We start from the raw sequence: 24,750 nt of genomic DNA, 5'->3' as shown, positions 1-24,750 counted from the left end.
CTATGTCCAAACTCGATCTAAACGCCCTGAACGAACTGCCGAAGGTAGATCGCATTCTGGCGCTGGCGGAAACTAACGCCCAACTGGAAAAACTGGACGCTGAAGGCCGCGTAGCCTGGGCGCTGGATAATCTGCCCGGTGAATATGTGCTTTCTTCCAGCTTCGGCATTCAGGCGGCGGTGAGCCTGCATCTGGTGAATCAGATTCGCCCGGATATTCCAGTGATCCTCACCGATACCGGTTACTTGTTCCCGGAAACCTACCGCTTTATTGACGAGTTAACGGACAAACTCAAGCTCAACCTGAAAGTGTACCGTGCTACCGAAAGCGCAGCCTGGCAGGAAGCACGCTACGGAAAACTGTGGGAACAGGGCGTTGAAGGCATTGAAAAGTACAATGACATCAACAAAGTCGAACCGATGAACCGGGCGCTAAAAGAACTGAATGCGCAAACCTGGTTTGCTGGCCTGCGCCGTGAACAATCCGGCAGCCGCGCCAATTTACCGGTGCTGGCAATTCAGCGTGGCGTATTTAAAGTGCTGCCGATTATCGACTGGGATAACCGAACTATTTATCAGTACCTGCAAAAACATGGCCTGAAATATCACCCATTATGGGACGAAGGATATTTATCGGTGGGCGATACCCATACAACCCGTAAATGGGAACCCGGCATGGCGGAAGAAGAAACGCGTTTCTTTGGCTTAAAAAGGGAATGTGGGTTACACGAAGGGTAAATATTGCCGGATAAATTAAACGCCTCTGTCAGAAATGATGGGGGCGTTTTTATTTTGCGAGCAGCATTCCTGATTTTAAACGTGAACGCCGCTGGAAGAATTATCAGGTATAGAATGGCGTCGGGTGCTTGAGGCTGTCTGGCGTTAAGCATTCGCGAGGTTCCAGATGGACAAAAGCCCCAGGCGATATTTCTATCAACCTGAGGCTCGCGTTCGAACGTAGCAATTCGGATGTTAGTCTCTTCTTTGCAGGGAGGCAAGACATGCTAACAAAATATGCCCTTGTGGCAATCATAGTACTGTGTTGTACAGTACTGGGATTCACGCTCATGGTAGGCGACTCGTTATGTGAGTTGAGTATCAGAGAGCGTGGTATGGAGTTTAAGGCAGTTCTCGCTTACGAATCGAAGAAGTAGCCACCACGCGGGGGTAAAACCCCGCGTATTGAATTGTGATGGTTTGGCCTCCTGCACCCTTTTTTATTCTCTGTTTCAGGTGGCATTGATTTCCTGCAGGCACGGGAGTCATCATTTCAAACCCATCAAGACGCCTTCGCCAGCTCCTTCACCAGTGGTAGCATTATCCGCATAACGTCACGGCAGCGACGTTCTATTCTTCCTGGAAGTGCCTTATCAATATGCTGTTGATTATCCAGTCTTACGTCATGCCAGCTATTTCCCGCAGGGAATGCGGCTGTTTTTGCGCGTTGCTGATAACCATCCTTATTCCCAAGATTCCAGTTAGTCGCTTCCACCGAAAGTACAGCAATGCCCGCTTTGTCGAATATTTCTGCGTCATTACAACACCCAGTGCCTTTCGGATAATTTTTATTCAAACCCGGATTGGTCGTTGCGGCAATTCCATGACTACGCGCAATTGCCAGCGCCCTGTCGCGCGTTAATTTCCTTACTGCTTCAGGGGTTTTTACACCGCTGTTGAAATACAATTTATCGCCAACAATTAAGTTATCGAGATTAATCACCAGCAGCGTATTTTTCTTTTCGGTGTCACTCATCCGCTTGAGTAAATTCTCAGCGCCTAATTTCCCTTCCTCTTCGCCGCTGGTCGCCACAAATCGAATACCATACTCGGTAGGCGTATTTTTCAGGCGTTCTGCCAATTCCAGCATGACACCTAAACCTGCGGCGTTATCATCCATTCCTTGTAACGTCAGCCCGCCGAGATTGGCATCGGCGTCAGCATCGCTCAGCGGGGCGTAAGTATCCAGATGCGCCATAATGATGATCTGCTGCGGCGCTTTGCCTTCATGAGCGGCAATCACCGTACTTCCCGTCACGTTATGCCAGCTCTTGCGATTATCGCGGGCGGTATAAATATACCGACTATTAAATGTCCGAATATCACTGCGATAACCCATTTGCTGAAACTGTTGGCGAATATAATCGGCAGATAACATTTCTGCAGGAGTTCCGGTCATGCGTCCCGGAAAGAAAGTAGCAATATGTCGTGCCTGGGTATTAGCAAAATCGCCAGGTTTAGGTGACGAGGCGTGTACGGGGAGAATAAAGCATACGCCGAGCGCCAGGGCAGCGGTACGGTGGCGCAATGCGGAAAACATAGTGAGTCCTTAAATACCATGCAAATTTTTTTACCGCCATAGTATGAAACTGCCGCTGCGCTAAAACAATTTCAAATCTTCCTAAACGCCCGAAATCCGGTGCCTTAAGCACTTTTTGATATTAGCTTTGCCAAATCGTTATTCCGTTAAGGAACTACTCATTCTAATTGGTAATTTCATTCGTTCTCTTACGCTCCCTATAGTCGAAACATCTGATGGCAAGAAAATAGCGGTATTGCAAAGGAACGGTTATGGATCAAAAACGACTTACTCACCTGCGGCAACTGGAGGCGGAAAGTATCCACATTATTCGCGAGGTGGCGGCAGAATTCTCAAATCCGGTGATGCTCTACTCTATCGGTAAAGATTCCAGCGTCATGCTGCATCTGGCGCGCAAGGCGTTTTATCCAGGTACGCTGCCTTTCCCGTTGCTGCATGTCGATACCGGCTGGAAATTCCGCGAGATGTATGAGTTCCGCGATCGTACGGCGAAAGCCTACGGCTGCGAGCTGCTGGTGCATAAAAACCCGGAAGGCGTGGCGATGGGGATTAATCCATTCGTGCACGGCAGCGCGAAACATACCGATATTATGAAAACTGAAGGCCTGAAACAGGCGCTGAATAAATACGGTTTTGATGCCGCCTTCGGTGGTGCGCGCCGTGACGAAGAGAAATCCCGCGCTAAAGAGCGAATCTACTCTTTCCGTGACCGCTTCTATCGCTGGGATCCGAAAAATCAGCGCCCGGAGCTGTGGCACAACTACAACGGGCAAATTAACAAAGGCGAAAGCATCCGCGTCTTCCCGCTCTCTAACTGGACCGAGCAGGATATCTGGCAATACATCTGGCTGGAAAATATCGACATTGTGCCGCTGTATCTCGCTGCGGAACGTCCGGTTCTGGAACGCGACGGTATGTTGATGATGATTGATGACAACCGTATCGACCTGCAACCGGGCGAAGTGATCAAAAAACGGATGGTGCGTTTCCGTACGCTGGGCTGCTGGCCGCTGACCGGTGCGGTGGAGTCAAATGCACAAACACTGCCGGAGATCATCGAAGAGATGCTGGTTTCCACCACCAGTGAACGTCAGGGCCGCGTGATTGATCGCGACCAGGCGGGGTCTATGGAGCTGAAAAAACGTCAGGGGTATTTTTAAGATGAACACCGCACTTGCACAACAAATCGCCAATGAAGGCGGCGTCGAAGCCTGGATGATTGCGCAACAACATAAAAGCCTGCTGCGTTTTCTGACCTGTGGTAGCGTCGATGACGGCAAAAGTACCCTGATTGGTCGCCTGCTGCACGATACCCGCCAAATCTACGAAGATCAGCTCTCATCGCTGCATAACGACAGTAAGCGTCACGGCACCCAGGGCGAAAAGCTGGATCTGGCACTGCTAGTGGACGGCCTGCAAGCTGAGCGCGAACAGGGCATCACCATTGACGTGGCTTACCGTTATTTCTCTACCGAGAAGCGTAAATTTATTATCGCCGACACCCCAGGGCACGAGCAGTACACCCGCAATATGGCGACTGGCGCATCGACATGTGAACTGGCGATCTTACTGATCGATGCCCGTAAAGGCGTGCTCGATCAAACCCGTCGTCACAGTTTTATCTCCACACTGTTGGGGATCAAACATCTGGTCGTGGCGATCAACAAAATGGATCTGGTGGATTACAGTGAAGAGACGTTCACCCGTATTCGTGAAGATTATCTGACCTTTGCCGGGCAGCTGCCGGGTAATCTGGATATCCGCTTTGTGCCGCTCTCCGCACTGGAAGGTGACAACGTGGCTTCGCAAAGTGAAAGTATGCCGTGGTACAGCGGTCCGACACTGCTCGAAGTGCTGGAAACCGTGGAGATCCAGCGAGTGGTGGATGCCCAGCCAATGCGCTTCCCGGTGCAGTACGTTAACCGCCCAAATCTCGATTTTCGTGGCTACGCCGGAACGCTGGCATCCGGTCGCGTGGAAGTCGGGCAACGTGTAAAAGTGCTGCCCTCTGGTGTGGAATCAAACGTCGCGCGGATCGTGACTTTTGATGGTGATCGCGAAGAAGCCTTTGCCGGAGAAGCGATCACCCTGGTGCTGACGGATGAGATCGACATCAGCCGTGGCGATCTGCTGCTGGCGGCAGACGAAGCGTTACCAGCTGTGCAGAGCGCGTCGGTGGATGTGGTATGGATGGCGGAACAGCCGCTTTCCCCGGGCCAGAGTTATGACATCAAAATTGCCGGTAAGAAGACGCGTGCTCGTGTTGATGGCATTCGTTATCAGGTTGATATTAATAACCTTACCCAACGCGAAGTTGAAAACCTGCCGCTGAACGGCATCGGCCTGGTGGATCTCACTTTTGACGAGCCACTGGTGTTAGATCGTTATCAGCAAAACCCGGTTACCGGTGGGCTGATTTTTATCGATCGCCTGAGCAATGTGACCGTGGGCGCCGGTATGGTGCACGAGCCAGTTAGCCAGGCAACTGCTGCGCCATCTGAATTCAGTGCATTCGAACTGGAATTGAATGCTCTGGTTCGCCGCCACTTTCCGCACTGGGGCGCGCGCGATTTGCTGGGAGATAAATAATGGCGCTGCATGACGAAAACGTCGTCTGGCATAGCCATCCGGTCACTGTGCAACAACGCGAGCTACACCACGGTCATCGTGGTGTAGTGTTGTGGTTTACCGGCCTCTCCGGGTCCGGTAAATCAACGGTCGCCGGGGCGCTGGAGGAGGCGTTACATAAACTCGGCGTCAGTACGTATCTGCTGGATGGCGACAATGTTCGCCACGGATTATGCAGCGATCTCGGTTTTAGCGATGCCGATCGTAAAGAGAATATCCGTCGCGTCGGTGAAGTGGCGAATTTGATGGTTGAAGCCGGACTGGTGGTGCTGACTGCATTTATCTCGCCACACCGCGCCGAACGCCAGATGGTTCGCGAACGCGTAGGAGAAGGGCGCTTTATCGAAGTGTTTGTCGATACGCCGCTGGCGATTTGCGAAGCCCGCGATCCAAAAGGCTTATATAAGAAAGCGCGTGCCGGTGAACTGCGCAACTTTACGGGAATAGATTCCGTTTACGAAGCGCCTGAATCGGCAGAAATTCATCTCAATGGTGAACAATTAGTAACAAATTTGGTACAGCAATTATTAGATCTGTTGAGACAGAACGATATTATCAGATCCTGAGACACCACCGGGTTTCCATGCCCGGTTCGTCAAAGTAACAGGATCAAATATGCGTAATAGCCATAACATTACACTAACAAATAACGACAGCCTTACTGAGGATGAAGAAACCACATGGTCACTGCCTGGTGCCGTGGTCGGTTTTATCTCTTGGTTATTTGCGCTGGCGATGCCGATGTTGATTTATGGCTCTAACACGCTGTTCTTCTTTATCTACACCTGGCCTTTCTTTCTGGCACTGATGCCTGTCGCGGTAGTGGTGGGGATTGCGCTGCATTCATTGATGGACGGAAAGCTACGCTACAGTATTGTTTTCACCCTGATGACAGTAGGCATTATGTTTGGCGCACTGTTTATGTGGCTACTGGGCTAATTTGTACTTTCTTGTCTCCTCTGTTCATAATTCAAACCGTAACTAATAATGAGATTATGTTCTGCACGCCCTGGGTATACGTAACAATGGACAAATGTGGTACATTTGCCCGCGTTGTCGCGGTATCCCCAACAGAGGATGTAGAGTCGTCTTCGGATGCATGGGATGATGATGCCGTTTTTCAGGGGGCAGGATGGGTAAACTAACGCTGCTGTTGCTGGCTATTCTGGTCTGGCTACAGTATTCGCTGTGGTTCGGTAAGAACGGTATACATGACTATACCCGCGTCAATGATGATGTGGCGGCACAGCAAGCTACAAACGCGAAACTTAAAGCGCGAAACGATCAACTTTTTGCCGAAATTGACGATCTCAATGGCGGCCAGGAGGCGCTCGAAGAGCGTGCGCGTAATGAACTCAGCATGACCAGGCCGGGCGAAACTTTTTATCGTCTGGTACCTGACGCGTCGAAGCGCGCACAGTCTGCGGGGCAAAACAATCGATAAATCAGCCCGGGAATTAACATGGCAACCACTCATTTGGATGTTTGCGCCGTGGTTCCGGCGGCCGGATTTGGCCGTCGAATGCAAACGGAATGTCCTAAGCAATATCTCTCAATCGGTAATCAAACCATTCTTGAACACTCGGTGCATGCGCTGCTGGCGCATCCCCGGGTGAAACGTGTCGTCATTGCCATAAGTCCTGGCGATAGCCGTTTTGCACAACTTCCTCTGGCGAATCATCCGCAAATCACCGTTGTAGATGGCGGTGATGAGCGTGCCGATTCCGTGCTGGCAGGTTTGAAAGCCGCTGGCGACGCGCAGTGGGTATTGGTGCATGACGCCGCTCGTCCTTGTCTGCATCAGGATGACCTGGCGCGATTGTTGGCGTTGAGCGAAACCAGCCGCACGGGGGGGATCCTCGCCGCACCAGTGCGCGATACTATGAAACGTGCCGAACCGGGCAAAAATGCCATTGCTCATACCGTTGATCGCAACGGCTTATGGCACGCGCTGACGCCGCAATTTTTCCCTCGTGAGCTGTTACATGACTGTCTGACGCGCGCTCTAAATGAAGGCGCGACTATTACCGACGAAGCCTCGGCGCTGGAATATTGCGGATTCCATCCTCAGTTGGTCGAAGGCCGTGCGGATAACATTAAAGTCACGCGCCCGGAGGATTTGGCACTGGCCGAGTTTTACCTCACCCGAACCATCCATCAGGAGAATACATAATGCGAATTGGACACGGTTTTGACGTACACGCCTTTGGCGGTGAAGGCCCAATTATCATTGGTGGCGTACGCATTCCTTACGAAAAAGGATTGCTGGCGCATTCTGATGGCGACGTGGCGCTCCATGCGTTGACCGATGCATTGCTTGGCGCGGCGGCGCTGGGGGATATCGGCAAGCTGTTCCCGGATACCGATCCGGCATTTAAAGGTGCCGACAGCCGCGAGCTGCTACGCGAAGCCTGGCGTCGTATTCAGGCGAAGGGTTATACCCTTGGCAACGTCGATGTCACTATCATCGCTCAGGCACCGAAGATGTTGCCGCACATTCCACAAATGCGCGTGTTTATTGCCGAAGATCTCGGCTGCCATATGGATGATGTTAACGTGAAAGCCACTACTACGGAAAAACTTGGATTTACCGGACGTGGGGAAGGGATTGCCTGTGAAGCGGTGGCGCTACTCATTAAGGCAACAAAATGATTGAGTTTGATAATCTCACTTACCTCCACGGTAAACCGCAAGGCACCGGGCTGCTGAAAGCCAATCCGGAAGACTTTGTGGTGGTGGAAGATTTGGGCTTTGAGCCTGATGGTGAAGGTGAGCATATTCTGGTTAGAATCCTCAAAAACGGCTGCAATACCCGTTTTGTGGCGGATGCACTGGCGAAATTCCTGAAAATTCATGCCCGTGAAGTCAGCTTTGCTGGGCAAAAAGACAAACATGCTGTTACAGAACAGTGGTTATGCGCTCGCGTGCCGGGCAAGGAAATGCCCGATCTGAGCGCCTTTCAATTGGAAGGCTGCCAGGTGCTGGAGTATACGCGGCACAAGCGCAAGCTGCGTTTAGGGGCGCTGAAAGGTAACGCCTTTACCCTGGTTCTGCGCGAAGTGAGCAATCGCGATGACGTTGAACAACGTCTGATCGATATTTGCGTAAAAGGTGTACCGAACTACTTCGGTGCCCAACGTTTTGGGATTGGCGGTAGCAACTTGCAGGGCGCGCTGCGCTGGGCGCAAACCAATACTCCGGTGCGCGATCGCAATAAACGGAGTTTTTGGTTGTCGGCAGCCCGCAGTGCGTTGTTTAATCAGATTGTTGCTGAGCGCCTCAAAAAAGCAGACGTTAATCAAGTTGTTGACGGCGATGCGCTACAATTAGCCGGACGTGGTAGCTGGTTTGTAGCAACCACCGAAGAACTGGCGGAATTACAGCGTCGCGTCAACGATAAAGAGCTGATGATAACAGCCGCATTGCCGGGCAGTGGCGAATGGGGAACTCAGCGTGAAGCGCTGGCATTCGAACAAGCAGCTGTCGCCGCAGAAACTGAATTACAAGCTTTACTGGTGCGCGAAAAAGTTGAAGCCGCGCGCAGAGCGATGCTGCTGTATCCGCAACAATTAAGCTGGAATTGGTGGGATGACGTCACCGTAGAGATCCGTTTCTGGCTTCCGGCGGGTAGTTTTGCAACCAGCGTTGTCAGGGAACTTATCAACACAACAGGTGATTATGCGCATATTGCTGAGTAATGATGACGGGGTACATGCACCCGGTATACAAACGCTGGCGAAAGCCTTGCGTGAGTTTGCTGACGTTCAGGTGGTCGCCCCCGATCGTAACCGCAGCGGCGCTTCAAATTCTCTGACACTGGAATCCTCCCTGCGCACGTTTACCTTTGAAAATGGTGATATTGCTGTGCAAATGGGAACCCCGACCGATTGTGTCTATCTTGGCGTGAATGCTCTGATGCGTCCGCGCCCGGACATTGTTGTGTCCGGAATTAACGCCGGGCCGAATCTGGGGGATGATGTTATTTATTCCGGTACGGTAGCCGCCGCGATGGAAGGCCGTCATTTAGGTTTTCCGGCGCTTGCCGTCTCGCTTGACGGGCATAAACATTACGACACTGCCGCGGCGGTAACCTGTTCAATTTTGCGCGCACTGTGTAAAGAGCCGCTGCGCACCGGACGTATTCTTAATATTAACGTTCCGGATTTACCATTGGATCAAATCAAAGGTATTCGCGTGACGCGCTGCGGTACACGACATCCGGCAGATCAGGTGATCCCGCAGCAAGATCCGCGCGGCAATACGCTGTACTGGATTGGCCCGCCGGGCGGTAAATGTGATGCCGGTCCGGGGACCGATTTTGCTGCGGTAGATGAGGGCTATGTTTCCATCACGCCGCTGCATGTGGATTTAACTGCGCATAGCGCGCAAGATGTGGTTTCAGACTGGTTAAACAGCGTGGGAGTTGGCACGCAATGGTAAGCAGACGCGTACAAGCACTTCTGGATCAATTACGTGCGCAAGGTATTCAGGATGAGCAGGTGCTGAATGCACTTGCTGCCGTGCCGCGTGAAAAATTCGTTGATGAAGCGTTTGAACAAAAAGCCTGGGACAATATCGCCTTGCCGATAGGTCAGGGGCAGACAATTTCGCAGCCGTATATGGTGGCGCGAATGACCGAATTACTCGAGCTGACGCCGCAGTCGCGGGTGCTGGAAATTGGCACCGGTTCGGGATATCAAACGGCAATCCTGGCGCATCTTGTCCAGCATGTTTGCTCGGTCGAACGGATTAAAGGTTTGCAGTGGCAGGCGCGTCGCCGCCTGAAAAATCTTGATTTACATAATGTTTCAACCCGTCATGGCGATGGATGGCAAGGTTGGCAGGCACGTGCGCCGTTTGACGCTATCATTGTTACGGCGGCACCGCCGGAAATTCCAACTGCGCTAATGACGCAGCTGGACGAAGGCGGGATTCTCGTCTTACCCGTAGGGGAGGAGCACCAGTATTTGAAACGGGTGCGTCGTCGGGGAGGCGAATTTATTATCGATACCGTGGAGGCCGTGCGCTTTGTCCCTTTAGTGAAGGGTGAGCTGGCTTAAAACGTGAGGAAATACCTGGATTTTTCCTGGTTATTTTGCCGCAGGTCAGCGTATCGTGAACATCTTTTCCAGTGTTCAGTATGGTGCCTTGCACGGTAATTATGTCACTGGTTATTAACCAATTTTTCCTGGGGGATAAATGAGCGCGGGAAGCCCAAAATTCACCGTTCGCCGCATTGCGGCTTTGTCACTGGTTTCGCTATGGCTGGCAGGCTGTTCTGACACTTCAAATCCACCGGCACCGGTCAGCTCCGTTAATGGCAATGCGCCTGCAAATACCAATTCTGGTATGTTGATTACGCCGCCGCCGAAAATGGGGACGACGTCTACAGCCCAGCAACCGCAAATTCAGCCGGTACAGCAGCCACAAATTCAGGCTACTCAACAACCGCAAATCCAGCCAGTGCAGCCAGTAGCTCAGCAGCCGGTACAGATGGAAAACGGACGCATCGTCTATAACCGTCAGTATGGGAACATTCCGAAAGGCAGTTATAGCGGCAGTACCTATACCGTGAAAAAAGGCGACACACTTTTCTATATCGCCTGGATTACTGGCAACGATTTCCGTGACCTTGCTCAGCGCAACAATATTCAGGCACCATACGCGCTGAACGTCGGTCAGACCTTACAGGTGGGTAATGCTTCCGGTACGCCAATCACTGGCGGAAATGCCATTACCCAGGCCGACGCAGCAGAGCAAGGAGTTGTGATCAAGCCTGCACAAAATTCCACCGTTGCTGTTGCGTCGCAACCGACAATTACGTATTCTGAGTCTTCGGGTGAACAGAGTGCTAACAAAATGTTGCCGAACAACAAGCCAACTGCGACCACGGTCACAGCGCCTGTAACGGTACCAACAGCAAGCACAACCGAGCCGACTGTCAGCAGTACATCAACCAGTACGCCTATCTCCACCTGGCGCTGGCCGACTGAGGGCAAAGTGATCGAAACCTTTGGCGCTTCTGAGGGGGGCAACAAGGGGATTGATATCGCAGGCAGCAAAGGACAGGCAATTATCGCGACCGCAGATGGCCGCGTTGTTTATGCCGGTAACGCGCTGCGCGGCTACGGTAATCTGATTATCATCAAACATAATGATGATTACCTGAGTGCCTACGCCCATAACGACACAATGCTGGTCCGGGAACAACAAGAAGTGAAGGCGGGGCAAAAAATAGCAACCATGGGTAGCACCGGAACCAGTTCAACACGCTTGCATTTTGAAATTCGTTACAAGGGGAAATCCGTAAACCCGCTGCGTTATTTGCCGCAGCGATAAATCGGCGGAACCAGGCTTTTGCTTGAATGTTCCGTCAAGGGATCACGGGTAGGAGCCACCTTATGAGTCAGAATACGCTGAAAGTTCATGATTTAAATGAAGATGCGGAATTTGATGAGAACGGAGTTGAGGTTTTTGACGAAAAGGCCTTAGTAGAAGAGGAACCCAGTGATAACGATTTGGCCGAAGAGGAACTGTTATCGCAGGGAGCCACACAGCGTGTGTTGGACGCGACTCAGCTTTACCTTGGTGAGATTGGTTATTCACCACTGTTAACGGCCGAAGAAGAAGTTTATTTTGCGCGTCGCGCACTGCGTGGAGATGTCGCCTCTCGCCGCCGGATGATCGAGAGTAACTTGCGTCTGGTGGTAAAAATTGCCCGCCGTTATGGCAATCGTGGTCTGGCGTTGCTGGACCTTATCGAAGAGGGCAACCTGGGGCTGATCCGCGCGGTAGAGAAGTTTGACCCGGAACGTGGTTTCCGCTTCTCAACATACGCAACCTGGTGGATTCGCCAGACGATTGAACGGGCGATTATGAACCAAACCCGTACTATTCGTTTGCCGATTCACATCGTAAAGGAGCTGAACGTTTACCTGCGAACCGCACGTGAGTTGTCCCATAAGCTGGACCATGAACCAAGTGCGGAAGAGATCGCAGAGCAACTGGATAAGCCAGTTGATGACGTCAGCCGTATGCTTCGTCTTAACGAGCGCATTACCTCGGTAGACACCCCGCTGGGTGGTGATTCCGAAAAAGCGTTGCTGGACATCCTGGCCGATGAAAAAGAGAACGGTCCGGAAGATACCACGCAAGATGACGATATGAAGCAGAGCATCGTCAAATGGCTGTTCGAACTGAACGCCAAACAGCGTGAAGTGCTGGCACGTCGATTCGGTTTGCTTGGGTACGAAGCGGCAACACTGGAAGATGTAGGTCGTGAAATTGGCCTCACCCGTGAACGTGTTCGCCAGATTCAGGTTGAAGGCCTGCGCCGTTTGCGCGAAATCCTGCAAACGCAGGGGCTGAATATCGAAGCGCTGTTCCGCGAATAAGTAAGCATCTGTCAGAAAGGCCAGTCTCAAGCGAGGCTGGCCTTTTTTCTTTTGTTTGGGAAGCATGTGTTTTTGTCGCCTGGATAAGACACGTCAGCGTCCTACCCGGCAATTTGCATCCTATGTGTTCATCATCTTGCGCACCAGCTGCATAAACAGCTCCTGCTCTTCTGCACTCAAACGCCCCAAAAATTCCTCATCCACGCTGTCACCAATCGGTATCGCCGCAGCAAGTATCTTTTCTCCTTCGGCAGTCAGCCAGACAAAGCGTCGCCGCTTATCAGCGGCGTCATGTTCACGTCTGACTAAGCCACGATTTTCCATTCTTGCCAACATTTCTGCCAGCGTTGCTTTGGTGCTGACTGCTGCTTCTATCAGTGCCACCTGTTCGATACCAGGCTTATCAGCAATGGCACGCATCACCGCATACTGTGGTTTGGTCAGGTCAGGTAACTCGTGCTGCCAGCGAGATGTGTGCTGCTGAAAAAGCTGTCGTAACTGATGGAACGCTTTATTTCGTAACGCCATGTAAACTCCGGGCAAACTATCTGCCGCTATCATAGCGGTTTTTCAGTGACGAAGGGGATGTTGTTACTTTTCAGTGCTTGCCGCAATGAGAACAGAGGCGTATTTTAATAATAACGTTCGTATACGAACAATTAAGAGAGTAAGCAATGAAACTGATCGTCGGGATGACAGGGGCTACCGGTGCGCCTCTTGGTGTGGCATTACTGCAAGCGCTGCAGGAGATGCCGAATATCGAGACTCATCTGGTGATGTCGAAGTGGGCGAAAACCACCATTGAACTGGAAACGCCTTACAGCGCCCGCGATGTTGCTGCCCTCGCTGACTTCAGCCATAACCCGGCGGATCAGGCGGCGACCATCTCCTCAGGTTCCTTTCGTACCGACGGCATGATCGTTATTCCGTGCAGTATGAAAACGCTCGCCGGTATCCGCGCTGGTTACGCCGATGGCCTGGTAGGGCGCGCGGCGGACGTCGTGCTCAAAGAAGGCCGCAAACTGGTACTGGTGCCGCGTGAAATGCCGCTTAACACCATCCATCTCGAAAATATGCTCGCACTTTCACGCATGGGCGTGGCGATGGTGCCGCCGATGCCTGCCTTTTATAACCATCCCGAAACGGTAGATGACATTGTCCACCACGTGGTAGCCCGCGTGCTGGATCAATTTGGCCTTGAACATCCCTACGCCAGGCGCTGGCAAGGATTGCCGCAGGCCCGGAATTTTTCTCAGGAGAATGAATAATGGCATTTGATGATTTACGCAGCTTTTTACAGGCGCTTGATGACCACGGCCAGTTACTGAAAATCAGCGAAGAGGTGAACGCGGAACCGGATCTGGCTGCCGCTGCCAACGCCACCGGGCGTATCGGCGATGGTGCACCGGCGCTGTGGTTTGATAATATTCGCGGTTTTACCGATGCCCGCGTGGCGATGAATACCATCGGTTCCTGGCAGAACCACGCGATTTCCTTGGGCCTGCCGCCAAACACCCCGGTTAAAAAACAGATTGATGAGTTTATCCGCCGCTGGGATAACTTCCCGATTGCCCCGGAGCGCCGCGCCAATCCAGCCTGGGCGCAGAACACCGTCGATGGTGACGAGATTAATCTGTTCGATATCCTGCCGCTGTTTCGTTTAAACGACGGTGATGGCGGTTTCTATCTCGACAAAGCGTGCGTGGTTTCCCGCGATCCGCTCGACCCGGATAACTTCGGCAAGCAGAACGTCGGCATCTACCGCATGGAAGTGAAGGGCAAGCGTAAGCTCGGCCTGCAACCGGTGCCGATGCACGATATCGCCCTGCATCTGCATAAAGCAGAAGAGCGCGGTGAAGATCTGCCGATTGCGATCACGCTCGGTAACGATCCGATCATCACGCTGATGGGGGCCACGCCGCTGAAATACGATCAGTCTGAGTATGAAATGGCAGGCGCGCTGCGTGAAAGCTCGTACCCGATCGCCACCGCCCCGCTGACCGGTTTTGATGTGCCGTGGGGTTCAGAAGCGATCCTCGAAGGGGTCATCGAAAGCCGTAAACGCGAAATCGAAGGGCCGTTCGGTGAGTTTACCGGACACTACTCCGGCGGGCGTAACATGACCGTGGTGCGCATCGATAAAGTCTCTTACCGCACCAGGCCGATTTTCGAATCGCTGTACCTCGGCATGCCGTGGACCGAAATCGACTACCTGATGGGGCCAGCCACCTGCGTACCGCTATATCAACAACTGAAAGCCGAGTTCCCGGAAGTGCAGGCGGTAAACGCCATGTACACCCACGGCCTGCTGGCGATTATCTCCACCAAAAAACGCTACGGCGGCTTTGCCCGCGCGGTGGGCCTGCGCGCGATGACCACGCCGCACGGTCTGGGCTACGTGAAGATGGTGATTATGGTCGATGAAGACGTTGATCCGTTCAACCTGCCGCAGGTGATGTGGGCGCTCTCCTCGAAAGTGAACCCGGCAGGGGATTTGGTGCAGTTGCCGAATATGTCCGTGCTGGAACTCGACCCTGGCTCAAGCCCGGCGGGGATCACCGACAAGCTGATTATCGACGCCACCACGCCTGTCGCCCCGGACAACCGTGGTCACTACAGCCAGCCGGTGGTGGATTTGCCGGAAACCAAAGCCTGGGCTGAAAAACTGACCGCTATGCTGGCTGCACGTAAATAAGGAGAAGAAGATGATTTGTCCACGTTGTGCCGATGAACAGATTGAAGTGATGGCGAAATCGCCGGTGAAAGATGTCTGGACGGTATATCAGTGCCAGCATTGCCTTTATACCTGGCGCGATACCGAACCGCTGCGCCGTACCAGCCGCGAACATTATCCCGAAGCGTTCCGCATGACGCAGAAAGATATTGATGACGCGCCAATGGTGCCGAGCATTCCGCCGCTGCTGGCGGCAGATAAGCGCTAAATAAAAGGTCCGATGCTCATCGGACCTTTTTATTAAGGTCAAATTACCGCCCATACGCACCAGGTAATTAAGAATCCGGTAAAACCGAGAATGGTCGTTAACACTGTCTAGGTTTTCAGACCGTCTGCTACCGACAATCCCAGATATTTGGTCACAATCCAGAACCCTGAGTCATTAATATGTGACGCACCAAGCCCACCAAAGCAGGCTGCCAGCGTCACCAATACGCACTGAATCGGATTCAATCCCATCACCGCTTCTGAGAGTAACCCGCCGGTTGTCAGTATTGCTACGGTTGCTGACCCCTGCGATGCACGCAGCGCCAGTGAAATAATAAATGCGGCTGGTAACAGAGGCAGGTCAATCATTTGTAACATGTTGGCAAGGGCTTTGCCGACGCCCGATTCCACCAGCACTTTGCCAAATACCCCTCCAGCACCAGTAACCAAAATCACTACCGCCGCAGTAGGAAGCGCTGAGCCCATAATGTCGCTGGTGTGTTGTAAGCTCCAGCCGCGACGTAAAGCCAATAACCAGAATGCCAGCACCAGCGCAATCATTAGAGCTACCATTGGTGAGCCGATCAGCTGTAGCGTACCAAGCAGGGGATGCGAAGGCGGCATCAGTGTTGCGGAAACCGTACCCGCCATGATAATCGCGATAGGAATAACAATTAGCGAGGTGACCAGCGCGACGCCCGGTGGATTTATTTTATCGCTTAATTTTGTCGCGCCTTCCTCACTGGCCGGAGCCAGTTGCATCTGTTCCAGTACTTCCACCGACATCGCATATTGGCGCTTATTGATTATTTTCGCTGCAAAGTAGCCAACAATCCCTACGGGAATAGAAATCGCAATACCGATGATGGTTAGCCAGCCGATGTCTGCGTGGAGTAACCCTGCTGCGGCGACAGGGCCTGGATGCGGCGGTACCGCCACATGTACAGTTAGCATGATCCCAGCGACAGGCAGGCCAAATTTGAGTGGCGATATTTTGGCAACCTTGGCAAAACCGTAAATGATTGGCGCAAGAATAATAAAGCCGACATCAAAGAAGACGGGAATACCGAGGAAGAACGCTGCCAGAGTCAGCGCAGCGATAGTTCGTTTGTCACCTAACTTGCGACTGAAATAATTAGCCAGTGACTCTGCACCACCAGAGTGTTCGATCATACGCCCCAGCATAGCGCCCAGACCAATAATAATAGTGACGGAACCAAGCACACCGCCCATCCCGGCGATCATCACTTTACCCACTTCGCCCGCCGGTATACCCGCCGCAAGTGCGACTAACAGGCTGACGAGGAGCAGAGCAACGAATGGTTGTACCTTTGCCTTGATGACCAGCAGCAACAGCATGATTACGCCAGTTAACGCAATGCATAACAATGTAATTGTGGACATGGGAAACCCTGTCTGAAAGTTATAGTTAACCTACCCCATCCGTAGATGGGGGGATGTATGGGTACGTTGTAATTAGGGATTTAACGAATTAGCGCCAGGCGTCAAACCAGCCAAGTCCTTCTTCGGTGAGGCCACGAGGTTTATATTCACAACCGATCCAGCCCTGATATCCCACCTCATCGAACAGGCGGAACAGCCACGGATAGTTGATTTCTCCATCGTCCGGTTCATGTCGATCAGGTAGTCCGGCAATTTGTACGTGCGCATATTTCCCGGCGTAGTCGCGGATTAAATGCGTCAGGTTGCCATCTACTTTTTGCGCATGAAAAGTATCTAGTTGAATAAACACGTTATCTCGCGCAACTTCTTCAACAATAGCCAGTGCCTGATACTGGCTGGAGAAGAGATAATGAGGCTTAATGCCGGGGCTGAGTGCTTCAACTAATATTCGCTTGCCGTGTGGCGCAAAGCGGTCGGCAGCGTAGCGGAGATTATCGATAAATACTGCCCGGTACCGTTCAGCATCTTCGGCAGCGGGCACGACGCCTGCCATTACATGGACTTGTTCACAATTGAGCGCCAATGCATATTCCAGTGCCAGGTCGATGTCTGCGTGTGCTTCGTGCTCACGTCCGGGAAGGGCGGATAATCCCCATTCCCCCGCATTAATATCTCCGGGAGCGGTATTGAACAGCGCCAGTGTCAGATGGTTTTGCTCCAGTTGCTTTTGGATTTGCAGGGTGGAGTAGTTATAGGGAAACAGAAATTCCACAGCATCGAACCCGGCTTTTCGCGCTGCGGCGAAGCGTTCAATAAAAGGCACTTCGGTGAACATCATGGATAAATTAGCTGCAAAACGAGGCATTGCATTAATTCCTTAATTCCGCAATTTCACCTGCGGTCAGATAACGGATCGGGCGGTCACCGAGAATAAAAATCAGCTTTGCCGTTTCCTCCAGCTCTTCCATATTGTTGGCGGCTTCTTGCAGGCTTTCACCGCAAACCACTGGGCCATGATTTGCCAGTAAAAAAGCCTGATTGTCTGCTGCCAGTTCCGCCAGATCCTGTGCGATGCGTTTATCGCCCGGTCGGTAATAAGGCACCAGCGGGACATTTCCCATCCGCATCACCACGTATGGTGTGAACGGACGAATAACGTTGCTGCTGTCCAGCCCTTGCAGGCAGGAAAGCGCCGTCGACCATGTGCTGTGCAAATGCACCACCGCTTTACAGCGCGGATTGTTGCGATACAGCGCCAGATGAAAGAGCACCTCTTTCGAGGGTTTGTCACCACTTAACCATTCGCCATCCGCGGCGACTTTGGAAAGCCGCTGCGGCTCGAGATTGCCCAGGCATGAACCTGTCGGTGTCGCCAGTAAATTCCCGTCAGGTAAAAGCAGCGACAGATTGCCAGCCGAACCGGTTGCATAGCCGCGCTGAAAGAATGAACTGGCAATCCGCGTCATCTCCTCTCGCAAAGACTGCTCTACTTTTGCGAAATCGCTCATGATAAAAACTCTCTTTGGGCTCGTGAAAAAAAGGCTTCATCACCGAAGTTGCCAGATTTAAGGGCGAGTGAGACAGGCTTATCCAGTGCGTTTACCCACGGCACGCCGGGGGAAATGGTTGGGCCAATATGAAACCCTTTTATTCCCAGGCTCTGTGTGACTACGCCGGAGGTCTCACCGCCTGCGACAATAAAGCGTGTCACGCCTTCCGCTGCTAACCGCGCCGCTAGTTGAGAAAACAGTGTTTCTACTGCCTGACTGGCTTTTTGTGCACCGTATTGCTGTTGAATTGCTGCCAATGCGTCAGTGCTGGCGGTGGCAAAAACCAGTGGAGCAAGTACACTTTCCTGGCCCAGAACCCACTCTGCCAGTTCGTGTGCATAAGCGGCCAGAGTTTCAATTGAGAGGCAGCGTGCCACATCAACTTCACGGGCTGGTGCAATTTGACGGTAATGTGCCACCTGGCGGTTGGTCATTTGAGAGCATGAACCGGAGAGCACTACGCCGCGCCCAGCGAGCGGATGCCCTGCTTTGCGAGCCTGGTTACCGTTTTCTTGCGCCCACTGCCGGGCCAGGCCAATCGCCAGACCAGAACCGCCCGTTACCAGTGGGGCATCGCGCAAGGCTTCTCCCTGAATTTCCAGATGGTGTTCGGCCAGCGCATCAAGCACCGCGTAGCGGTAGCCCTCTTGCTGTAAGCGAGCCAGCTCTTGACGAACGGCATCCACACCTTGTTCGAAAACATGTGCCGAAACGACGCCGCAGCGCCCTGTGGATTGCGCTTCAACCAGACGGGGAAGATAGCTGTCGGTCATGGGATTTACCGGGTGATGGCGCATCCCGGATTCGGCCAGCAGTTGATTCATTACGAACAAATACCCCTGATAAACCGTACGTCCGTTGACCGGCAGGGCCGGAGAGAAGACCGTAAACGGCGTGTCGAGAGCATCCATTAATGCATCGGTAACCGGGCCGATATTACCTTTAGCCGTACTGTCGAAAGTAGAGCAGTATTTGAAATAGATCTGTTTGCAACCTTGCTGTTGCAACCAGCTCAGAGCCGCCAGCGATTGCTGTGTGGCTTCAACCACCGGACAGGAACGCGTTTTCAGGCTGATCACCAGTGCGTCGATTGCTTCCGGCATTTTACCTGTTGGAACACCGTTAATTTGTACCGTTGGTAGACCGTTTTCCACCAGAAAACTGGCGATATCCGTCGCGCCGGTAAAATCATCGGCGATAACGCCAATCTTGATCATGATTTCGCTCCCGGTAGAGTGATGCCAGAGAAAATCTTGATAACTGCGCTATCGTCTTCTTTCCCGTAACCCGCGTTACTGGCGCTGGTGAACATATTCAATGCTGTTGAGGCCAATGGCAGCGGGAAGTGCAGGGCTTTGGCTGTATCGGCAACCAGACCAAGATCCTTAACAAAAATATCGACGGCTGAATGCGGGGTGTAATCGCCATCCACCACATGACGCATCCGGTTTTCGAACATCCAGGAATTTCCGGCGGCATTGGTCACGACGTCATACATCACATCCAGCGGGATCCCCGCACGGGCTGCAAGTGCCATCGCTTCGGCTCCGGCAGCAATATGTACGCCCGCTAACAACTGGTGAATAATTTTTACGGTCGAACCTAGTCCCGGTTCTGCACCTATGCGATAAACTTTTCCGGCAACGGCTTCCAGCACGGGTGCCAGTCGTTCAAAGGCAATATCGCTACCGGAGGCCATGACAGTCATTTCACCGTTAGCGGCTTTTACTGCACCACCAGAAACTGGCGCATCCAGCATTTCCAGATCGAATCCAGCCAGAGCGGTAGCAATTTCTTGCGCATCAGCACTAGCGATAGTGGAAGAAACCATTACTGCCGTACCGGGTTTCAGATGTTGTGCAACGCCTGTTTCACCAAACAGCACCTGTTTAACCTGGGCCGCATTGACCACCAGCACCAGCAGAGCGTCCAGTTTTTCGGCAAACGTCGCGGCGTTATCAGAAACCCCGCAAGCACCTGCCTCTTTCAACGTAGCGCAGGCATTGCTGTTCAGGTCTGCGCCCCAGGTAGAAAGACCTGCGCGGACACATGACAGTGCTGCTCCCATTCCCATTGACCCTAAGCCAACGATACCGACATGAAACTCAGATCCCGTTTTCATCTGCTCTCATTGTTAATTTAAGTGATATTTTGTTTGATATTGTGAATATAAGCGCTGGAAGATAACGATATGGTGAGCTGATTCACAAAAATTAACATTGTGTGTTATTTTATGTGAACTAAGCGTTAGTTGCGCCGCGCACGTTTCGCAGGCAAATAGCGTAGAATGTCAGCAGGACAAAGGAAGGAGCAAAAGTTGATACCCGTAGAGCGTCGCCAAATCATCCTTGAGATGGTAGCTGAAAAAGGCATTGTCAGTATTGCTGAACTAACGGACAGAATGAATGTGTCACATATGACCATTCGTCGGGATTTACAAAAACTGGAGCAGCAGGGAGCCGTTGTGCTGGTATCCGGAGGCGTCCAGTCTCCGGGACGCGTGGCGCATGAACCTTCTCATCAGGTAAAAACTGCGCTGGCAATGACGCAAAAAGCGGCTATTGGCAAGCTGGCGGCAAGTCTTGTTCAGCCGGGAAGTTGTATCTATCTGGATGCGGGAACGACCACGTTAGCGATAGCACAGCATCTGATTCACATGGAGTCACTGACTGTGGTCACAAACGATTTCGTTATTGCGGACTACTTGCTCGACAACAGTAATTGCACAATTATTCACACTGGCGGTGCAGTGTGTCGGGAAAACCGTTCCTGTGTCGGGGAAGCCGCTGCGACCATGCTGCGCAGCCTGATGATTGATCAGGCTTTTATTTCTGCATCGTCATGGAGTTTGCGGGGGATTTCTACGCCAGCGGAAGATAAAGTCACGGTGAAACGGGCGATTGCCAGTGCCAGCCGCCAGCGAGTTTTGGTCTGTGATGCGACGAAATATGGTCAGGTGGCGACATGGCTGGCGTTACCATTAAGCGAGTTTGATCAGATTATTACAGACGACGGTTTGCCGGAGAGTGCCAGTCGCGCGCTGGCGAAGCAGGATCTCTCTTTGCTGGTAGCGAAAAATGAATAATGGCCTGCAATAACACCGGGTTACTCATGCTTCACAGAAGAAGCATGAGACTACTTTATTTTATAAAATGACAGCCGCCCGCTTTTCGGCGATCCGGTATCAATATAAATCTGGTTAGCGAACGTCTGAATGTTATCAAGCATCATATGTCCAAATATAAAATAATCAGCGCCGTTTATTTGTTGTAACTCGCCATTAAGAGATTTCTGCACACGATCAACAGGCCAAAGTAATTCGCTCTCCGCTATTTGTCCGCCAAAGAGATATTCATTGCCCGGATAATCCGCATGTGCGATGACATATTTTATAATGTCGTTGGTAATTTCAATAATATGTGGAAGTTGATGAAATTTCAGCAATAGACCTATAGCTTCTTTTTGTTCCATATCATTTAACTCAAAGAACCAGTCACCACCGCTGGCAAGCCACATATTGCCATCGCCGGTCGCGAACGCATCCAGCGCCATTGCTTCGTGGTTGCCTTTAACGGAGATAAACCAGGGCTGGTTTAGCAGGCGCAGGACGTCAAGACTCTCCGGCCCACGATCAATATTATCGCCGACAGAAATAAGTAAGTCGGTTTCGGGGAAAAAAGAGAGTTGATGTAAGCGGGATTGTAATAACTGATATTCACCATGAATATCACCAACGACCCATATATGGCGATAGTGATGGGCATTGATTTTTTGATAGCGTGTAGATGGCATGGTTTTACCCTGTAAAATAAACTTTCCTATTATACAGGGTATTTTTATTTGATTCGTCAGCTGTAGATAATATTCCCGATAGTATTTTTCTATCGGGAATTGTTATTACACCAGACTCTTCAAGCGATAAATCCATTCCAGCGCCTGACGCGGAGTTAGTGAATCCGGGTCGAGATTTTCCAGAGCTTCGACCGCTGGCGAGGTTTCTTCCGGTACTGACAGCAAAGACATTTGCGTACCATCCACTTGTGTAGCGGCGGCGTTCGGCGAAATACTTTCCAGCTCACGCAGTTTTTGCCGTGCGCGCTTAATCACCTCTTTTGGCACGCCCGCCAGAGCTGCAACCGCCAGGCCGTAGCTTTTGCTCGCCGCGCCATCCTGCACGCTATGCATAAAGGCAATGGTGTCGCCGTGCTCCAGTGCATCGAGATGCACGTTGGCGACGCCTTCCATTTTCTCCGGTAACTGGGTCAGCTCGAAATAGTGGGTAGCAAACAGCGTCAATGCCTTAATCTTATTCGCCAGATTTTCCGCGCACGCCCATGCCAGTGACAGACCATCGTAAGTGGACGTTCCACGCCCGATCTCATCCATTAACACCAGACTGTATTCGGTGGCGTTATGTAAAATATTGGCGGTTTCGGTCATTTCCACCATAAAGGTTGAACGCCCGGATGCCAGATCATCCGCTGCCCCTACGCGGGTAAAGATGCGATCGATAGGTCCAATCTCAACTTTTTGTGCCGGTACATAGCTGCCGATGTAGGCCATCAGCGCAATCAGTGCGGTCTGGCGCATATAGGTACTTTTACCGCCCATATTCGGACCGGTAATGATCAACATGCGACGCTGTGGCGACAGGTTCAGCGGGTTGGCGATAAACGGCTCATTCAGCACCTGTTCAACCACCGGATGGCGGCCTTCGGTGATGCGAATACCCGGTTTATCAATAAAAGTCGGGCAGGTGTAGTTCAGGGTATAGGCCCGCTCCGCCAGGTTAACCAGCACATCAAGTTCTGCCAGCGCGCTTGCGCTCTGTTGCAACGCTTCCAGATGCGGCAACAGCAGGTCGAACAGCTCTTCATAAAGCTGTTTTTCCAGTGCCAGTGCTTTGCCTTTTGAGGTGAGAACTTTATCTTCGTACTCTTTTAGCTCTGGAATAATGTAGCGCTCGGCATTTTTCAGCGTCTGGCGACGCATGTAGTTGATGGGGGCCAGATGGCTTTGTCCACGGCTGATCTGAATGTAATAACCATGCACCGCGTTAAATCCGACTTTCAGCGTGTCCAGGCCGGTACGTTCACGCTCGCGGATTTCCAGACGCTCCAGATAATCGGTCGCGCCGTCAGCCAGCGCCCGCCACTCATCCAGCTCTTCGTTATAGCCCGGTGCGATAACACCACCGTCGCGTACCAGCACTGGTGGTGTGTCGATGATTGCCCGCTCCAGCAGATCGCGCAGTTCGGCAAACTCGCCCATCTTCTCACGCAGCGCCTGTACCGGTGCACTATCGACATTTTCTAACTGCGCGCGCAGTTCCGGCAGTTGCTGGAAAGCATGGCGCATACGGGCCAGATCGCGCGGGCGAGCAGTACGCAACGCCAGACGCGCCAGAATACGTTCCAGATCGCCCACCTGACGCAGTACCGGCTGTAACTCGGCGGTGAAATCCTGCAATGCGCCAATAGTTTGCTGGCGCTCAAGCAACACGCGGGTATCGCGCACTGGCATATGCAGCCAGCGTTTCAGCATACGGCTGCCCATCGGCGTGACGGTGCAGTCGAGCACAGAAGCCAGCGTATTTTCCGCACCACCCGCCAGGTTCTGGGTGATTTCCAGATTACGACGCGTCGCGGCATCCATAATGATGCTGTCCTGCTCACGTTCCATGGTGATGGAACGAATATGCGGCAGAGTCGTACGTTGGGTATCTTTCGCATACTGCAACAGACAACCGGCAGCACAAAGTCCGCGCGGCGCGTTCTCGACGCCAAAACCGACCAGATCGCGGGTCCCAAATTGCAGATTCAACTGCTGGCGCGCGGTGTCGATTTCAAACTCCCACAGCGGGCGACGGCGCAGGCCGCGACGGCCTTCAATTAACGACATTTCAGCAAAATCTTCTGCATACAGCAATTCCGCAGGATTAGTGCGTTGCAGTTCTGCCGCCATCGTTTCCCGGTCAGCCGGTTCGCTCAGGCGAAAACGCCCGGAGCTGATATCCAGCGTCGCGTAGCCGAAACCTTTGCTGTCCTGCCAGATAGCCGCCAGCAGGTTGTCCTGACGCTCCTGCAACAGGGCTTCATCGCTGATGGTGCCTGGCGTAACGATACGCACAACTTTGCGCTCAACCGGACCTTTGCTGGTCGCCGGATCGCCAATTTGTTCGCAGATGGCAACGGACTCGCCCTGATTCACCAGTTTGGCGAGGTAGTTTTCCACCGCATGGTAGGGAATCCCCGCCATCGGGATCGGCTCTCCCGCCGAAGCACCGCGTTTGGTCAGTGAAATATCCAGCAGTTGCGACGCGCGTTTTGCGTCGTCATAAAACAGTTCATAAAAATCACCCATCCGGTAAAACAGCAGGATCTCGGGATGCTGGGCTTTCAGCTTGAGATACTGCTGCATCATGGGCGTATGGGCGTCGAAATTTTCTATTGCACTCATGGGGTTATGTCCGGTTCCCTGATATTAAATGGGGTGTGATGGTTTTTATTTTCGTTGT

At 52.3% G+C, this 24,750-nt stretch carries 26 protein-coding genes and 1 pseudogene; 18 read left to right on the top strand and 9 right to left on the bottom strand.

The features are described 5' to 3' along the window. Positions 1-2 precede the first annotated feature (2 nt). Both cysH and OQV04_RS08945 read left to right on the top strand, forming a co-directional pair. Positions 3-737 (top strand): phosphoadenosine phosphosulfate reductase, encoded by a 735-nt coding sequence (cysH, locus tag OQV04_RS08950; RefSeq protein WP_000039862.1) that lies wholly within the window; start codon positions 3-5, stop codon positions 735-737. 263 nt (positions 738-1,000) lie between these two features. Further along, complete coding sequence (locus OQV04_RS08945; protein WP_000956458.1) at positions 1,001-1,153, top strand: Hok/Gef family protein; 153 nt, start codon at positions 1,001-1,003, stop codon at positions 1,151-1,153. A 125-nt stretch (positions 1,154-1,278) separates the two neighbouring features. Here OQV04_RS08945 and iap read toward each other — a convergent pair whose 3' ends face one another. Then, a complete protein-coding gene (gene iap, locus OQV04_RS08940) occupies positions 1,279-2,316 on the bottom strand; it encodes an alkaline phosphatase isozyme conversion aminopeptidase (protein WP_000490426.1) in 1,038 nt (345 codons plus the stop codon). 251 nt (positions 2,317-2,567) lie between these two features. Here iap and cysD point away from each other — a divergent pair, with 251 nt between their 5' ends. The 12 genes from cysD to rpoS all read left to right on the top strand — a co-directional run bounded on the left by cysD (position 2,568) and on the right by rpoS (position 12,338). After that, positions 2,568-3,476: a sulfate adenylyltransferase subunit CysD gene (gene cysD, locus OQV04_RS08935; protein WP_274446635.1), complete on the top strand. Its 909-nt coding sequence runs from the start codon at positions 2,568-2,570 to the stop codon at positions 3,474-3,476. Position 3,477: 1 nt separating this feature from the next. Further along, on the top strand, positions 3,478-4,905 hold the full coding sequence (gene cysN / locus OQV04_RS08930; protein ID WP_001090361.1) for a sulfate adenylyltransferase subunit CysN: 1,428 nt from the start codon (positions 3,478-3,480) through the stop codon (positions 4,903-4,905). After that, positions 4,905-5,510 (top strand): adenylyl-sulfate kinase, encoded by a 606-nt coding sequence (cysC, locus tag OQV04_RS08925; protein WP_001173673.1) that lies wholly within the window; start codon positions 4,905-4,907, stop codon positions 5,508-5,510. Before cysN ends, cysC begins: the two co-directional genes overlap by 1 nt. 49 nt (positions 5,511-5,559) lie before the next feature. Beyond that, a complete protein-coding gene (locus OQV04_RS08920; RefSeq protein WP_001246103.1) occupies positions 5,560-5,883 on the top strand; it encodes a DUF3561 family protein in 324 nt (107 codons plus the stop codon). A 193-nt stretch (positions 5,884-6,076) separates the two neighbouring features. After that, positions 6,077-6,388, top strand: a complete 312-nt coding sequence (gene ftsB / locus OQV04_RS08915) for a cell division protein FtsB (protein WP_000517476.1) — start codon at positions 6,077-6,079, stop codon at positions 6,386-6,388. An 18-nt stretch (positions 6,389-6,406) separates the two neighbouring features. Beyond that, positions 6,407-7,117, top strand: coding sequence for a 2-C-methyl-D-erythritol 4-phosphate cytidylyltransferase (ispD, locus tag OQV04_RS08910; RefSeq protein WP_000246138.1), 711 nt, complete (start codon positions 6,407-6,409; stop codon positions 7,115-7,117). Then, a complete protein-coding gene (gene ispF, locus OQV04_RS08905; protein WP_001219242.1) occupies positions 7,117-7,596 on the top strand; it encodes a 2-C-methyl-D-erythritol 2,4-cyclodiphosphate synthase in 480 nt (159 codons plus the stop codon). The genes ispD and ispF overlap by 1 nt, the downstream gene beginning before the upstream one ends. Continuing rightward, a complete protein-coding gene (gene truD / locus OQV04_RS08900) occupies positions 7,593-8,642 on the top strand; it encodes a tRNA pseudouridine(13) synthase TruD (protein WP_032281504.1) in 1,050 nt (349 codons plus the stop codon). Before ispF ends, truD begins: the two co-directional genes overlap by 4 nt. Further along, positions 8,623-9,384 (top strand): 5'/3'-nucleotidase SurE, encoded by a 762-nt coding sequence (gene surE / locus OQV04_RS08895; RefSeq protein WP_001295182.1) that lies wholly within the window; start codon positions 8,623-8,625, stop codon positions 9,382-9,384. Before truD ends, surE begins: the two co-directional genes overlap by 20 nt. Further along, positions 9,378-10,004 (top strand): protein-L-isoaspartate O-methyltransferase, encoded by a 627-nt coding sequence (pcm, locus tag OQV04_RS08890; RefSeq protein ID WP_000254708.1) that lies wholly within the window; start codon positions 9,378-9,380, stop codon positions 10,002-10,004. The genes surE and pcm overlap by 7 nt, the downstream gene beginning before the upstream one ends. A 184-nt stretch (positions 10,005-10,188) precedes the next feature. Further along, positions 10,189-11,283: a murein hydrolase activator NlpD gene (gene nlpD, locus OQV04_RS08885; RefSeq protein ID WP_306174120.1), complete on the top strand. Its 1,095-nt coding sequence runs from the start codon at positions 10,189-10,191 to the stop codon at positions 11,281-11,283. Positions 11,284-11,345: 62 nt separating this feature from the next. After that, on the top strand, positions 11,346-12,338 hold the full coding sequence (gene rpoS, locus OQV04_RS08880) for an RNA polymerase sigma factor RpoS (protein WP_000081550.1): 993 nt from the start codon (positions 11,346-11,348) through the stop codon (positions 12,336-12,338). 120 nt (positions 12,339-12,458) lie between these two features. Here the strand turns inward: rpoS and OQV04_RS08875 are convergent, their stop codons facing one another. Beyond that, entirely contained in the window at positions 12,459-12,866 is a 408-nt protein-coding gene (locus OQV04_RS08875) for a MarR family winged helix-turn-helix transcriptional regulator (RefSeq protein ID WP_032281501.1), read from the bottom strand. A gap of 146 nt (positions 12,867-13,012) precedes the next feature. Here OQV04_RS08875 and OQV04_RS08870 point away from each other — a divergent pair, with 146 nt between their 5' ends. The 3 genes from OQV04_RS08870 to OQV04_RS08860 are packed head-to-tail and all read left to right on the top strand — an operon-like array spanning position 13,013 to position 15,280. Further along, positions 13,013-13,606 carry a non-oxidative hydroxyarylic acid decarboxylases subunit B gene (locus OQV04_RS08870; protein WP_032281500.1) on the top strand — a complete coding sequence of 198 codons (594 nt, stop codon included), beginning with the start codon at positions 13,013-13,015 and terminating at the stop codon, positions 13,604-13,606. Further along, a complete protein-coding gene (locus OQV04_RS08865; RefSeq protein ID WP_032281499.1) occupies positions 13,606-15,033 on the top strand; it encodes a non-oxidative hydroxyarylic acid decarboxylases subunit C in 1,428 nt (475 codons plus the stop codon). Before OQV04_RS08870 ends, OQV04_RS08865 begins: the two co-directional genes overlap by 1 nt. Positions 15,034-15,043: 10 nt before the next feature. Then, positions 15,044-15,280, top strand: coding sequence for a non-oxidative hydroxyarylic acid decarboxylases subunit D (locus OQV04_RS08860; protein WP_000562980.1), 237 nt, complete (start codon positions 15,044-15,046; stop codon positions 15,278-15,280). A 38-nt stretch (positions 15,281-15,318) separates the two neighbouring features. Here the strand turns inward: OQV04_RS08860 and OQV04_RS08855 are convergent. The 5 genes and pseudogenes from OQV04_RS08855 to ltnD form a co-directional block, all read right to left on the bottom strand. Further along, positions 15,319-16,683: pseudogene (locus OQV04_RS08855) on the bottom strand (GntP family transporter). Between the two features lie 88 nt (positions 16,684-16,771). After that, on the bottom strand, positions 16,772-17,548 hold the full coding sequence (locus OQV04_RS08850; protein WP_032281498.1) for an HPr family phosphocarrier protein: 777 nt from the start codon (positions 17,546-17,548) through the stop codon (positions 16,772-16,774). Positions 17,549-17,552: 4 nt separating this feature from the next. Then, a complete protein-coding gene (otnC, locus tag OQV04_RS08845; RefSeq protein WP_032281497.1) occupies positions 17,553-18,191 on the bottom strand; it encodes a 3-oxo-tetronate 4-phosphate decarboxylase in 639 nt (212 codons plus the stop codon). Then, positions 18,188-19,450, bottom strand: coding sequence for a 3-oxo-tetronate kinase (otnK, locus tag OQV04_RS08840; protein ID WP_274446636.1), 1,263 nt, complete (start codon positions 19,448-19,450; stop codon positions 18,188-18,190). The genes otnC and otnK overlap by 4 nt, the downstream gene beginning before the upstream one ends. Further along, the gene (ltnD, locus tag OQV04_RS08835) at positions 19,447-20,355 is read right to left on the bottom strand and encodes an L-threonate dehydrogenase (RefSeq protein ID WP_000847985.1); all 909 of its coding nucleotides are present in this window, start codon (positions 20,353-20,355) and stop codon (positions 19,447-19,449) included. The genes otnK and ltnD overlap by 4 nt, the downstream gene beginning before the upstream one ends. Before the next feature lie 195 nt (positions 20,356-20,550). Between ltnD and ygbI the strand changes: the two genes are divergently transcribed. Beyond that, positions 20,551-21,318, top strand: coding sequence for a DNA-binding transcriptional repressor YgbI (gene ygbI / locus OQV04_RS08830; RefSeq protein WP_032281496.1), 768 nt, complete (start codon positions 20,551-20,553; stop codon positions 21,316-21,318). A 50-nt stretch (positions 21,319-21,368) separates the two neighbouring features. Here ygbI and pphB read toward each other — a convergent pair whose 3' ends face one another. Both pphB and mutS read right to left on the bottom strand, forming a co-directional pair. Beyond that, positions 21,369-22,025: a protein-serine/threonine phosphatase gene (gene pphB, locus OQV04_RS08825; RefSeq protein WP_032281495.1), complete on the bottom strand. Its 657-nt coding sequence runs from the start codon at positions 22,023-22,025 to the stop codon at positions 21,369-21,371. Between the two features lie 105 nt (positions 22,026-22,130). Beyond that, positions 22,131-24,692: a DNA mismatch repair protein MutS gene (gene mutS / locus OQV04_RS08820; protein WP_028132375.1), complete on the bottom strand. Its 2,562-nt coding sequence runs from the start codon at positions 24,690-24,692 to the stop codon at positions 22,131-22,133. Positions 24,693-24,750 lie beyond the last annotated feature (58 nt).

Source organism: Escherichia sp. Lx600-2 (genome assembly GCF_036662595.1).
Lineage (GTDB): Bacteria > Pseudomonadota > Gammaproteobacteria > Enterobacterales > Enterobacteriaceae > Escherichia > Escherichia coli.
Note: the sequence above shows the minus strand (reverse complement) of the source record. Positions and strands in the feature narration are given on the sequence as shown.